This window comes from Bacillota bacterium (assembly GCA_013178415.1).
Classification (GTDB): Bacteria; Bacillota; SHA-98; order Ch115; family Ch115; genus Ch115.
In genome coordinates this window covers 15,028-28,854 of the sequence record JABLXA010000005.1, presented here as the reverse complement: position 1 = coordinate 28,854, position 13,827 = coordinate 15,028, and the positions used below count along the sequence as shown (strand labels likewise).

Annotated in this window: 10 protein-coding genes and 1 pseudogene; all 11 read left to right on the top strand. The window is 52.0% G+C overall.

Translation table 11 applies throughout. From position 1 onward, the window contains the following. Window positions 1-247 precede the first annotated feature (247 nt). Window positions 248-778, top strand: a pseudogene (locus HPY52_05800) (hypothetical protein). 128 nt (window positions 779-906) lie between these two features. Next, window positions 907-2,823 carry a 1-deoxy-D-xylulose-5-phosphate synthase gene (locus HPY52_05795; protein NPV79774.1) on the top strand — a complete coding sequence of 639 codons (1,917 nt, stop codon included), beginning with the start codon at window positions 907-909 and terminating at the stop codon, window positions 2,821-2,823. Beyond that, a complete protein-coding gene (locus HPY52_05790; GenBank protein NPV79773.1) occupies window positions 2,810-3,649 on the top strand; it encodes a TlyA family RNA methyltransferase in 840 nt (279 codons plus the stop codon). Before HPY52_05795 ends, HPY52_05790 begins: the two co-directional genes overlap by 14 nt. Beyond that, the gene (locus HPY52_05785) at window positions 3,646-4,503 is read left to right on the top strand and encodes an NAD(+)/NADH kinase (protein NPV79772.1); all 858 of its coding nucleotides are present in this window, start codon (window positions 3,646-3,648) and stop codon (window positions 4,501-4,503) included. Before HPY52_05790 ends, HPY52_05785 begins: the two co-directional genes overlap by 4 nt. A gap of 35 nt (window positions 4,504-4,538) precedes the next feature. After that, entirely contained in the window at window positions 4,539-4,991 is a 453-nt protein-coding gene (locus HPY52_05780) for an arginine repressor (protein NPV79771.1), read from the top strand. Between the two features lie 27 nt (window positions 4,992-5,018). Then, window positions 5,019-6,773 carry a DNA repair protein RecN gene (gene recN / locus HPY52_05775; GenBank protein ID NPV79770.1) on the top strand — a complete coding sequence of 585 codons (1,755 nt, stop codon included), beginning with the start codon at window positions 5,019-5,021 and terminating at the stop codon, window positions 6,771-6,773. Window positions 6,774-7,688: 915 nt separating this feature from the next. Continuing rightward, window positions 7,689-8,474, top strand: a complete 786-nt coding sequence (locus HPY52_05770) for a F420-0:Gamma-glutamyl ligase (GenBank protein ID NPV79769.1) — start codon at window positions 7,689-7,691, stop codon at window positions 8,472-8,474. A 15-nt stretch (window positions 8,475-8,489) separates the two neighbouring features. Then, entirely contained in the window at window positions 8,490-10,073 is a 1,584-nt protein-coding gene (locus HPY52_05765) for an oligosaccharide flippase family protein (protein ID NPV79768.1), read from the top strand. A gap of 228 nt (window positions 10,074-10,301) precedes the next feature. After that, on the top strand, window positions 10,302-11,573 hold the full coding sequence (gene leuC, locus HPY52_05760; protein ID NPV79767.1) for a 3-isopropylmalate dehydratase large subunit: 1,272 nt from the start codon (window positions 10,302-10,304) through the stop codon (window positions 11,571-11,573). After that, window positions 11,570-12,082 carry a 3-isopropylmalate dehydratase small subunit gene (gene leuD, locus HPY52_05755; protein NPV79766.1) on the top strand — a complete coding sequence of 171 codons (513 nt, stop codon included), beginning with the start codon at window positions 11,570-11,572 and terminating at the stop codon, window positions 12,080-12,082. The genes leuC and leuD overlap by 4 nt, the downstream gene beginning before the upstream one ends. Window positions 12,083-12,150: 68 nt before the next feature. Further along, complete coding sequence (gene ilvD / locus HPY52_05750; GenBank protein NPV79765.1) at window positions 12,151-13,821, top strand: dihydroxy-acid dehydratase; 1,671 nt, start codon at window positions 12,151-12,153, stop codon at window positions 13,819-13,821. The last annotated feature ends 6 nt before the right edge of the window (window positions 13,822-13,827 follow it).

Genomic DNA, 13,827 nt, shown 5'->3' with positions numbered 1-13,827 from the left:
CTAGGCTGTTCGCTATCGGGCCACGTTGGGGATTGCGGTGTGCACTAAGTGGCAATCTAGCCCTCTGACTGGCGACATCAGGGAGCGATCGTAAAGGGAAACCGCCATGGCGGTAACGCTGTGGTGTATCGCTAGGAAAACTAGCTAGACCTGAAGGCACAATATTTACTCAACGTGATGCCACCCGCCGCCCCGAGCGTGGGAAAACGCGCCGGGGTCTTTTATTAAGTTGAGGTGACATGACAGCTTGCGAAGCAGGTTGGGGCAGACTCTACGTGTCTGGATCCTGACTTTTTCACTTTCTATAACCTTCGCTTTTATTTCCCAAATTGCATTAGGCCATATCGGGATCATCCCTGGGTTGATCGTCCTGGCGGTGATCGTGATAACGGGAATAGCTTTCGACATCGTTGGGGTTGCGGCTACGAAAGCAAACGAACGCCCTTTCCACGCGATGGCAACCAAGAAGGTCCCCGGTTCCCGCAAAGCCATCCAAATAGTGAGAAATGCAGATCGCGTGGCGAATTTCTGCAACGATGTCGTCGGGGACATTTGTGGTACTCTCAGTGGAGCTATCGGAGCGGGCATAGTTTTCCGCCTACTAACCATTTACAGGCATCTGGATGAAGACATTTCCGCCATACTTATGACCGCTCTGGTAGCTGCCTTGACAGTAAGCGGGAAGGCCTTCGGCAAGGGATTTGCCATGGATGAGGCTACTGGCATCGTGGTTTTCATCGGGAGACAGTTGGAATGGCTCGAGAGAGTCACGGGATTGAGATTTTTCGAAAATGACCTCAAAGCATCACGCAGGCGCAAATTTAAAAACAACGAGAGAAGAAACAATAGATCTGGTGGGGGTAATAACGATTCTAATGGTAACCGTATAAGGAGGGGGCGAGATGAGTGACGCAGCCAAGGCTGCTTGATACGCTTGACCTGCCGCGGGATTTGAAGAATCTCAATATACATGAATTGGAGCAGCTTGCCCAAGAAATACGGGAGGAGATTGTTGAAGTTATATCACAAAATGGCGGCCATCTTGCCCCGAGTCTCGGAACCGTAGAGCTTGCCATCGCTGTCCATCGGGCTCTAGACAGCCCATATGACAAGATAATCTGGGATGTTGGTCATCAGAGCTATGCCCACAAGATTCTGACCGGCAGGCTCAAAGAGTTCAAGACAATTAGGAAATATGGCGGAATCAGCGGATTCCCCAGGCCTGATGAGAGTCCACACGATCAATTTGCTACAGGGCATTCCAGTACATCCATTTCCGCTGCCCTTGGCATGTGCATTGCCAGAGATCTGGCAGGCGATAGGTTCACGGTGATCGCAATTATCGGCGATGGGTCCTTGACTGGGGGAATGGCTTTTGAGGCTCTCAATCATGCTGGGCACATCGGGAAAGATCTGATCGTTATACTGAATGACAATGAAATGTCGATTTCAAAAAATGTAGGCGCCCTTCAATCCTATCTGGCTCGGATACGACTGCATCCTAGGATAAGGCAAGTAAAGGGAGATGTGGAGCGGCTGGTAGGGAGCATTCCAGCTGTTGGAGATAGGCTGTCATACGCGGTGAAGCGTGTCAAAGGCAGCATCAAATACCTCATTATACCGGGGATGTTATTTGAGGATTTAGGATTTACCTACCTTGGACCCATCGATGGACATGACATCATTGCCATTGAGCGGACCATCAAAGATGCCAGGGAAAAGGGCGGTCCAGTCCTCATCCATGTGATAACCAAGAAAGGCAAAGGATATGGACCGAGCGAGGAAGATCCAAGAAAATTCCACGGAGTCGGGCCGTTCGATGTTGCATCAGGGCGACCCAAATCGACTTCGGGACCATGGTTTACTGATTTCTTTAGTGATGCCGTCGTTGAGCTGGGATCGCAGGATCAGCGGATAGTGGCTATCACTGCCGCCATGACTGATGGCAGTGGTCTCGCTCAATTCGCAAGCCGTTTTCCTGATCGGTTCTTCGACGTTGGGATAGCTGAGCAGCACGCCGTCACCCTTGCGGCCGGCCTCGCATCCATGGGGATGGTCCCTATCGTGGCCATTTATTCCACCTTCCTCCAGAGAGCATATGACCAAATTATACACGATGTAGCGCTCCAAAAACTACATGTTGTCTTTGCCATAGATAGAGCGGGGCTGGTTGGCGAGGATGGCCCCACTCATCACGGAGCTTTTGATATTTCTTATATGAGGTCCATACCAGGCATGACGATTCTCGCGCCAGCTGATGGCAATGAGCTCCGGGATATGTTGAGGTGGGCGGTTCTGGCAAGAGGACCCGTTGCAATAAGATACCCACGCAGCGCGGCGCGGCCTATTTTCACTGTGGGCAAACGGGCATCGGCATCTTTGGATCCCTTATCTTGTGAGGTCGTTAAGGAAGGCGATGATGTTGCCTTGATAGCCATCGGCAGCATGGTGACGGTCGCCCTTGACTGCGCTAGGTTTTTATCCAAAAATGGAGTTAGAGCTTCAGTTATTAATTCAAGGGCAGCGAAACCAATTGACGTGAAGACTATAGAGCGCTTTGCAAGCAGGACGCGTCTGGTTGCGACCATAGAGGAGAACATTCTGACGGGAGGTTTTGGTGAAGGAGTGACCCATGCCCTTTATGAGCGCGGTTTGGGTTCCATTCCTATCATTCATTTTGGGCTACCTGACAGATTCGTAGAGCATGGCGATCGTGATCTACTTCTCGAGAGGTGTGGACTCCGCGCTGATAGAATCGCAGCGCATATTCTTTCCCAGATAGAATCTCGTATGTTGAGGCATGATTCTGATGTGTCCGGGTAAAGCCGATGAAAAGATGCGGCTGGACATGTTACTTGTCCGGCTTGGATTTTTCGAGACGAGAGAAAAAGCAAGGCGCTCGATAATGGCCAGGGAAGTGTCAGTAAATGGGATGGTTGAGGATAAGCCAGGGACCATGGTGGCGATATCTTCACAGGTTGAGGTAAGAGCCCTTTCGGATCGTTATGTGAGTCGCGGTGGGATCAAGCTGGAAGGGGCCCTCATTGACCTTGATATCGATGTTCGGGATAAGGTCGCTATCGACATCGGCGCCTCTACAGGCGGTTTTACTGACTGCCTCCTCAGGCATGGAGCCCGGAAAGTATACGCTGTGGATGTAGGAAAAGGACAGCTCATCTGGAAGTTGAGAGAAGACCCGAGAGTGGTCACCCTGGAAGGCGTCAATATCCGTCATGCCAGCCCTGACATCTTCCCGGAGAAGGCAGATATCATCACTGTTGACGTTTCTTTTATCTCAGTCACCAAATTTCTTGACCTATTGAGAGAATTTGTGAAACCATCGGGCCAAATCCTCATATTGATAAAGCCCCAGTTTGAAGCTGGTCGCGAGAAAGTCGGCAAGGGCGGAGTGGTGAAGGACCCCAGGGTCCACAGAGAAGTGATAAATAGTATAATAGATTTTGCTCTCTCTCATGGTTTTGGGTATCGAGGGTTGACTTATTCAAAGATCAAGGGGCCTAAGGGCAATATTGAGTTCTTTCTTCTCTTGGGACCTAAGCCAGAGGAAGATGGGACCACCTCGCGAGATGAACTTCAGGCCCAGATAAGTGAGGTCGTCGCGAAGGCACAAGTGGGGGCATTTTCATGACTAAGATCGGTTTGATACCTCATCTTGGCAAGAAGGACGCACTTTCAACCACTCGAAAGCTCATGGAGTGGATCAGCGAGATGGGTGGCCAGGCCCTTGTAGATCCACAGACTGCCGAGTTTTTCGGAATGAGGGAGCTTTCCTTCGGGACCAAGGATGTTGGAAAGAAAATCGACCTCGCCATCGTGCTGGGTGGTGATGGGGCTCTTCTAGCAGCTTCTAGAGATCTTGCCGGAACTGGCGTGCCAATACTCGGGGTGAATGTCGGGCACCTTGGGTTCTTGACGGAGGTAGATCTGTCGGGTCTCAAGGATGCTCTATCGAAGCTCTTGTCTGGCCGTTATTCCGTTGAGGACAGGATGATGTTAGAGGCTGGTGTCATCAGGGACGGCGAGGAGATCGAGAGGTTCATAGGACTGAATGACGCGGTAATCACCAAAGGTGCTTTTGCCAGGATGATCAGGCTCGAAACCTATATTGATGCCCATTATATTGGAACATACCCGGCAGACGGCGTCATAGTGGCAACTCCGACGGGATCCACCGCTTATTCCCTGTCAGCCGGTGGGCCTATCGTAAACCCATGTGTGCGCACCCTGATCGTGACTTTCATTTGCCCGCATACCCTTTTCGCAAGGTCAATTGTGGCAGCCGAGGATGAGAGCGTGCGGGTGGTGGTTTCCGCTACCCATGAAGAGGTCATGCTGACAATGGATGGCCAGGTTGGTTTTAAATTGGCCAATAAAGATGAAGTCGTAGTGCGCAGAGCCGCTGCTATAACAAAGCTGGTCCGGCTGGGCGAGTGGAATTTCTATGAGGTGCTCCGCGCGCGACTGGCAGAAGGAAGGGTGTAAAATCCTGCAAGTTTCTTTGGAGGTGTATAGATGGGGTGAAGTTAGCGCGTCATGCCAAGATCCTGGAGTTGATCAAGGAGAAGGAAATAGAGACCCAGGAGGAACTTGTGCAAGAACTCAGCAACTATGGTTTCGACGTGACTCAGGCCACCATTTCGCGAGACATAAAGGAACTCCATCTTGTGAAACTCCCAACGAGAGAGGGACGTTACCGGTATGCCATACCGCACGAGCGTGCCGCCGGTGATCTGCACAGGCGTTTGGCGCAGGTGTTCAAGGAATCTGTCATCAGCCTGGATTTCAGCGAGAATCTCATTGTGATACGTACCTTGACCGGGAACGCCCATGCCGTGGCTGCTGCCATTGATGCTGTAGCATGGGATGGGATCATCGGCACAATAGCGGGGGACGATACGATCTTGATCGTCGTAAAATCGAAATCCCGGGTGGAAGAGCTTTTCGAGAAGTTCAGCAAAATGAGAAGCTAGCTCGAAAGGGGAGGCTGGGTTGGCCAAATGCTTCAGGATCTTCATGTGTCCAATTTTGGCCTGATCGAAGACCTTACCATCATGTTTGATCGGGGCCTCAATGTGCTGACCGGGGAGACAGGCGCCGGAAAGACTATGATTGTCGATGCAATCAGTCTACTGCTGGGAGGCCGAGGATCTTCTGAAATGATCCGTCAAGGCTCTGATAGCGCATTTATCGAGTGTTCTTTTTATGTACCGCCCGGATCCCAGACGGCAAAGCAGCTTACGGACGCTGGATTTCCCCCGGACGCCGATGGGCTTTTGGTCTTTTCGCGGGAAATCACATCTTCGGGCCGTTCAAGATGCAAGGTAAATGGTAACCTCACCACTGCAGGAGTGATGAGCCAGATAGGAAGTTACCTGGTTGACATCCATGGCCAACATGAACATCAATCTCTCTTGCGGCCTGACAAGCAGCTGGAGCTTCTCGACGCATTCGCCGGCCCAGAGATTCTGCTGTTGCGGGGAAGGGTGGAAGACCTTGTCAAGAAGCTAAGAGATTTGACGAAGGAACTCGAAACCGTCACAGCCGATGGGAAGCAGCTTGCCAGCAAGGTAGAACTTCTGCGTTTTGAACTGGACGAGATACGATCCGCCAAGCTCACGGCAGATGAAGAAGAAAAGCTCTCTTCGGAGAGGACGATCCTAGCCAACAGCGAGAAGCTGTACTCCCATGCCACAAAAGCATATTCTTTACTCTACTCAGGTGATGGCGAACACATGGCGGCGCAAGATCTCCTCGCACTATCGCTATCCGAGCTCCAGGCCGCGTTGGCTTTAGATCCGAGCCTTCAGCCGCTATGTGAAGCTTTAGAGGGTGCTTTGACCCAAATCTCCGAGGTGTCGCGTGATGTCAGGGGCTACGCAGACCGTATAGAATTCCGGCCTGATCGTTTGGCTGAGGTCGAGAGCAGGCTGGCCCTCATACAGAGACTCAGGCGGAAATACGGGAAGACTGTGGCCGAACTCATGGAGTATGCGGAAAAAATCGAGTCTGAATTGAGCCGCATATCCAACAGCAGTGAACGCGCATCTCTCTTAAAGAAGGAAATAGACAAGATCAAAGGGGAGCTTGGAGAGCTTTGTGGTTCGTTATCCAGGATGCGCAAGGAGGTCGCCAAAGAATTATCAAATCGCATCTCACGAGAATTAAACGACCTGGCAATGCAGGACGCTGTTTTCGAGATCAATTTTACTTCGAGGGAAAGCCCGGATGGAATACCGGTAAATGGGAAACTGCTCGATCTCGGGCCGAAGGGCGTAGATCAGGTCGAATTCTTGATATCAGCCAACCCTGGTGAGGAGCCAAAGCCCCTTTCGAGGGTCGCCAGCGGGGGCGAGCTTTCTCGTATCATGCTGGCCATCAGGACGGTCCTTGCAGAAGCAGATGAAATCCTTACGCTGATCTTTGATGAAATAGACGCCGGAATTGGAGGGAGGGCCGCTGCTAAGGTCGCGCAGAAATTGGCGTCCATCGGCAAGGTCAGGCAGGTGCTTTGCGTGACTCATCTAGCGCAAATAGCTGGAGCAGGCGACTCGCATTTTTATATTTCCAAGGAGGTGATAGGTGGACGCACCAGGTCCAATGTGGCTAAACTCGAGGACCAAGAAAGGGTGGTGGAACTAGCTCGAATGCTCTCTGGAAATGAAACTAGCGAGATCACCTTGAGACATGCCCGCGAGATTCTGGAAAACGCCAGGATGGCAAGGGATGGTGAAAGAGTAAAAAGAGCAAATTGACCTTTACATGGTAGGCCCCTACATCGCCGGGTAGCTTTCGGCTTTGACGTGAATATGCTATATTGTGTGCCTTTTGATGTCTATCTGCAGGTGCATGAGCATAAGTTCCTTGTGAGAGTGTTACCCTGGCGAAAGGGGAAGGGGTCTATGAAGAGCATAATCACCAATATCCGCATCCTCAAATTACATAACCCCGCCCTGAGGAACACGGCATCTCAGATAGCTGTCGAGTCTTTGGGCCCACTTACATGGCGGGTGCTAAAAGAAGATAGATTTCATGTTGATATAGAATTTCCTTCTTCCCGACTCAATACCCTGGACGAGAATCTGAAAATTCATGATGGAGTGATAAAGGACCTGGAGATAAAGGAACTTCCTTTAGGTTCCGTCCTCCTCACCATAAACTACCTTCGCCCTTCGACCATGAAGGTGACGAAATCCCCCGGAAGCCCTGAGCGATGTGTCATAGAAGTGTTTCATGATTCCATAGAGCAAGTCTTGAAAGGACGTTCATTGTTGATCGATCCTGGCCACGGGGGCATTGATAAAGGCGCCCGTGGCCCTGTAAACCTCCTGGAAAAGGACGTGGTGATGCATATTGCCGGTTGCCTTCAAAAGCTCTTGAGACAGTCCAAGGCGCTGCCGGTTCTCGCAAGGCAAGGAGATTATCTTGTTCCGGCCGCCCGCAAGGCCAAAATGGCCAGGGCTTATCGGGCTGAGGCGGTAATCAGTCTTCACATGGGCTCATCAGCCGATCATGAGGTATGTGGCGCGCGCACCCTATACAATCCCAGGGCGAAGGGGAGCAAGGACCTTGCCGCCTTTATTCAACGTGGTCTTTTGAACAGATTGAATATACCTGATAGAGGCATCAGCGAAACCCCGGCTGGTTTCATTTCGGGCTTAGAGATCCCTATGTGCCAGGTTGAGGTCGTGACCATCACCAACTGGGTGGAAGAAGGGTTGCTGAGGAGTCCCGTCTTCCATGAACGAGCTGCCGAGGGCATCCTCTGCGGCCTTGCGGATTATTTCTCCCAGACCAAATCGCCGCCATCATATGGCCGACTGGAAAAGATTCCCCTCAGGACTCATATCATCTCCGAGGAAGATGATCTAGTCCAGATCATTCTCAGATATGCAGGAGACATTGTTCGCCCTGGTGACATCATCTGTATCGCAGAGAGTGTCGCGGCAATTACCCAGGGAAGAGCCGTATTGCCAAAGGATGTAAACCCTTCCTTGCTTGCGCGTTTTCTGTGTCGTTTCCCCGGAAAAGACGGGAGTCTTGCCACTCCGCCGGCCATGCAGCTTGCCATCCAGGAAGTAGGCGTCCCTCGCATTCTTTTGGGAACCCTGGCAGCCGGTCTTGGGCGTGTGGTGGGGAGAAAGGGGGATTTCTACCGGGTGGCTGGAAAGTCACTGGCATTGATAGATGATATCGCTGGTACCATGCCTCCTTTTGATAAACATGTGGTATTGGGTCCGGTCAATTCCAGTGAGGTGGTCAAGAAGATAAAAGAGGCTGTCAAAGCTCATGCAGTCATTGCTGACGTAAATGATAAGGGGTTTGTAGATATCATTGGCTCCACTGCTCCCGTCTCAGATGAAGTCCTGGCTCAGGTCTTGAGTGATAATCCTTTTGGAAATGATGATCAGAAAACGCCTATCGTAATACTCAGGGGACTCCTTTCAGCCACATAAGAGGCGAAGGAAATTATGCGGGACATGAGACGTCAATCCTTTCTTCAGGGAGCGATGCTGCTTACCATTACCGGTCTCATCAACAAGGCCTTAGGGGCCATCTATCTTATTCCTCTCACGCGTCTCATCGGAGCCGAAGGCATTGGCCTTTACCAGATGGCTTATTCAGTCTATGGGACTATCCTCGTAGTCTCGTCTTCAGGCCTTCCCATTGCCATCTCCAAGTTGGTTTCGGAAAGATTGGCGCGTGGTGAGGAGACAAATGCACTGAGGGTCTTCCGGGTATCCCTCATTTTCCTTCTGGTAACCGGAATAGCATTCTCTGTTTTTCTCTCTCTGGGAGCGTCTACGATTGCCAGACGCTTCCTTGGCGATCCCCGTTCATATTATACCGTCAAGAATATAGCCCCGGCGGTGTTTCTGGTGGCGGTGATGTCGGCATTCCGTGGGTATTTCCAGGGACGGCAGATCATGTTGCCCACAGCTCTCTCCCAGCTCTCGGAACAAGTGGTAAGGGTGAGCCTGGCTCTATTTCTGGCTTACATTTTGCTGCCGAGAGGGGTGGAATTCTCAGCAGCCGGTTCAGCCATGGGTGCCGTAGGGGGGGCATTTGCAGGTCTCCTTGTTCTCATTGCTATTTACATCTATGAACGGGCTGGCAAGCGGCCGGCACTGTCATCTCATATTGATTCCAACGAAGATTATCTTTCAATTCTTGGAGAGCTCGTTTCTTTCGCAATTCCCCTCACAATAGGGTCATTGATAGCGCCCCTCGGTGATCTGGCCAATGCAGCCATCATCCCGGCCAGGCTGAGGCTTTCCGGCAAATCTATGGCGGAGGCTACCGCATTATATGGTCAGCTGTCCGCAATGGGCATGAGCCTCATCGCCCTTCCTACAGTTTTCACTACCGCCTTTGCCACCAGCCTCGTCCCTATAATATCGGCGAGCATGAGCAAGGGAAATCTTGCAGGCGCACGGGCTAGGGCAAGGGAGGCCATCAGATTCACCCTGATTATTGCCTTGCCCGCCTTTGTGGGGCTGCGGGAGCTGGCCTGGCCTATATGTGACTTGCTCTTTGGCTGTCGTGAGGCGGGGAACCCGCTCAGTGTTCTGGCCGCGGGCGTAATCTTCCTGTGCCTGCAGCAGACTATCTCTGGCCTGCTCCATGGTCTTGGGATGCCGCTTGTCACGGCGCGTAACCTCTTGATAGGGATCGGCACAGGAGCTGGCCTCAACTATTATCTTGCTGGTATACCCGGCCTTGGAATCAGAGGCGCAGCCTTCGGAACCATCACCGGCTTCGCCATAGTTGCTTTCTTCAATTTCGCGGCGGCGGCGCAGGTCCTTGGAGATATACTGGACATTGCCTCTGCATTGAGGGTAACGGCCATAAGTCTCATTCTAGGGCCCCTCATTCGCTATGCCTATGGTTTCTTGCTTTTGATCCTGCCGTCATCCAGCCTTGCTACCATAGCCTGTATCTTTATGACCATCCCCATCTATCTCATGGCTTTGCTCCTGATCCGCGAGGTCACCGTCGACGAGTGCAGAAGGTTACCATACGCGGGCTGGATCATAAATAGGATCCTGCGGTAGATGCATCGACATGATGGTTGATGCCGCCAACTCCCCGCGGGGGTCACACATATCTTTCCGTTTTTCCGTCATCCTGTTGACATCATTCTGGCGCAGTGATAGATTTACCATAAATATTGTATGTTCATTCAAATGACAACAGAAGAGTCTTGGCCGCTCAATAAGTATCCGGCGGGAAAGCCCATTTCCGACGCCGTATAATTCGGTGAAGGGAGAGGATGAAGCAAAGTGCCATTCACAATCACAGAGAAGATCCTGGGAGCGCATTCATCCACAGGTGAGATCAGGGCAGGTGAATTTGCCAACTGCAGGGTCGATCTCGTCCTCGGCAACGATGTGACCACCCCTGCGGCCCTCAAGGAGTTTAAGAAGATCGGCGCGAAATCCGTTTTCGATAAGGAAAAGATAGTCATAGTGCCGGACCATTTCACTCCTAATAAAGATATAAAATCCGCAGAACAGGCTAGAGCTGTCCGGCTTTTTGCCAGAGAGCAAGGCCTTGTCCATTATTTTGAAGTGGGACGAATGGGAATCGAGCATGTCCTTTTGCCGGATCAAGGGCTTATAGCTCCAGGGGATCTCATCATAGGCGCCGACTCCCATACATGCACCTATGGGGCGCTTGGAGCTTTCGCCACCGGCGTGGGGAGTACTGATATGGCTTGTGCCATGGCTACAGGGGAGGTTTGGCTCAGGGTTCCAGAAACCCTCAAATTCATTTATTTTGGAAAACGCCGCCCCTGGGTCAGCGGCAAGGATCTGATCCTTCGCACAATAGCCCACATAGGCGTTGATGGCGCTCTGTACAAGGCTATGGAGTTCACCGGAGAGGCTGTAGCAGACCTCCAGATGAGCGACCGTTTCACCATGGCAAATATGGCCATCGAGGCCGGGGCAAAAAATGGTATCTTCGAGCCTGACGAAAAGACCCTGGAATACCTGAAAGGTCGCCTCAAAAGGGAATTTGAGATCGTAAGATCAGATCCTGATGCCAGTTATGCTGACATATTTGAATTCGATGTGGGAACTATTGAGCCTCAGGTCGCTTTCCCTCACCTTCCAGAGAATTCAAAGCCCATAAGCGAGGTCGGGAACATCCCCATTGATCAGGCCGTAATAGGATCCTGCACAAACGGGCGCCTGGAGGACCTGAGGATTGCTGCCAAGGTCCTGCAGGGGAAAAAGGTACATCCTGATGTAAGGCTCATCGTGATCCCTGGGACGCAAGAGATCTATGCAAAGGCTCTTCAAGAAGGCATCATAATGGTTTTCATAGAGGCGGGGGCGGCTGTCAGCACTCCAACATGTGGGCCATGTCTCGGTGGGCATATGGGAATACTTGCCGAAGGTGAACGAGCGATCTCTACAACCAACCGTAATTTTGTAGGACGTATGGGTCATCCGAAGAGCGAAGTCTACCTGGCAAATCCTGCAATAGCCGCGGCATCTGCTGTCCTGGGCAGGATTGGGAGTCCGGAAGAACTGGGGGTGCAACCATAATGATAACCGGGAGAGTCTGGAAGTTTGGCAACAATATAGACACCGATCTTATTATACCCGCTCGCTACCTCAATACCTCGGATCCCGCAGAACTAGCCGGGCACTGTATGGAAGATGCGGATCCTGGGTTTTCGGGCAAGGTCAAGCCCGGCGATATAATTGTCGCCGGGAGCAACTTTGGCTGCGGGAGTTCCCGTGAACATGCTCCTATCGCCATAAAGGCATGCGGAGTCTCCTGTGTCATAGCCGCATCATTTGCGCGGATCTTCTTTAGAAATGCAATAAACATCGGCTTGCCTGTCTTTGAGTCACAGGAGGCGTCGGAGAAGATCCGGGAAGGAGATCTAGTCGAGGTAGATGAAGCGGCCGGCATCATAAGGAATGAGACCACGGGCGAGACCTACAGGTTTGTGGGCTTCCCGCCATTTATGGAGGAGATCATTCGGGCCGGGGGCCTTGTGCCTTATACTGCCCATAGACTTGCAGGCATCACCCGGGCGAAGCAATGAGCCCATTCATAAAGTCGATCTACTGCGGACCCGAGGACTGATAGAGAAGAGCAGAGAAGGTGAGAAGAGTGCCAAGTGAAGCTGCAAAGGAAGGGGTAGAGAGAGCCCCCCATAGATCTTTGTTGAAGGCCATAGGCTATGGTGATAGTGATATATCTAGGCCCTGGGTGGGTATAGTGAGCACTGAAAATGAGATCATTCCCGGGCATGTCCACCTGGGGAGGTTGGTGGACGCTGCAAGGCTTGGCGTCGCTTCCGAAGGGGGCACCCCCGTTGTTTTCTCCACAATAGGCGTGTGCGATGGAATAGCCATGAACCATGAGGGAATGAAGTATTCGCTGCCGAGCAGGGAGCTCATAACCGACAGTATAGAGCTCATGGCAAAGGCCCATCAATTTGATGCGCTGGTTATGATATGCAATTGTGATAAGACGGTGCCTGCAATGCTGATGGCAGCTGCCAGATTGAATATCCCGAGCATCATTGTAAGTGGCGGGCCTATGCTTACAGGGAAGCTAGCCGGAAGGGATATAGACTTGAACACGGTCTTCGAAGCCGTTGGCGCAGTCAAGTCTGGTCGAATGTCTCAGGAAGAACTCCTTGAGATAGAAAACTCCGCCTGTCCTGGATGCGGCTCATGTGCAGGCATGTTCACGGCGAACACCATGAATTGCCTTGTTGAAGCCTTGGGCATGGGATTGCCAGGAAACGGTACGATACCTGCAGTCATGGGAGCGAGGATAGCCCTTGCTCGCCAGGCCGGGCGGCAGGTGATGGATCTTCTCCGGAAAGATATCAGACCCCGTGATATAATGACCGAGGCGGCCTTCAGGAGTGCCATAACAGTTGACGTCGCCCTAGGTGGATCCACAAATACGGTGCTGCATCTCACTGCAGTCGCCCACGAGGCCGGAGTTGATTTGAGTTTGGAGACCTTCGATGATATCAGCCGGCGGACGCCCCATATTTGCAACATGAGCCCAGGCGGGCCCTATCATATTCAGGATCTTTTCTATGCAGGAGGCATTCAGGCGGTCATGAAGATCCTGCTGGATGGAGGGCTTCTGGAAGGGGACCATCTCACATGCACCGGCCGATTGGCGAAGGAAAACATAATGGGCGCCCGCATTCTTGACGAAGAGGTCATTCGCCCGCTAGATCGACCATATCACGCCCAGGGAGGGCTTGCGATTCTAAAAGGCAATCTAGCCCCGGGTGGGGCCGTTGTCAAACAGTCCGCAGTGCTTCCCGAGATGATGAAATATACGGGCAAGGCCAGAGTTTTTGACTCTGAGGATGAGGCCACATCTGCTATCTTTACTGGGGCTATCAAGCCAGGGGATGTTGTCGTAATTCGATACGAGGGACCTCGAGGCGGACCGGGCATGAGAGAAATGCTCACTCCTACATCCGCTCTTGCGGGAATGGGGCTGGATAGTAAGGTCGGTCTCATTACAGATGGGAGATTCTCTGGGGCCACAAGAGGGGCTGCCATAGGCCATGTTTCACCTGAGGCCGCGGTCGGCGGGCCCATCGCCGCGGTGCGGGATGGCGACGAAATAGTAATAGACATACCAGGAAGGCGTCTCGAGTTGATGGTATCCAATGATGAAATAGAACGCAGGCTGAGTGAATGGAAGCCACCGGCTCCAAAAGTCCGCGAAGGATACCTAGCCAGATATTCAATATCAGTGGAGTCCGGAAGCAAAGGCGCTATCCTCAAAGGCATAGAATCATAGGGCTAT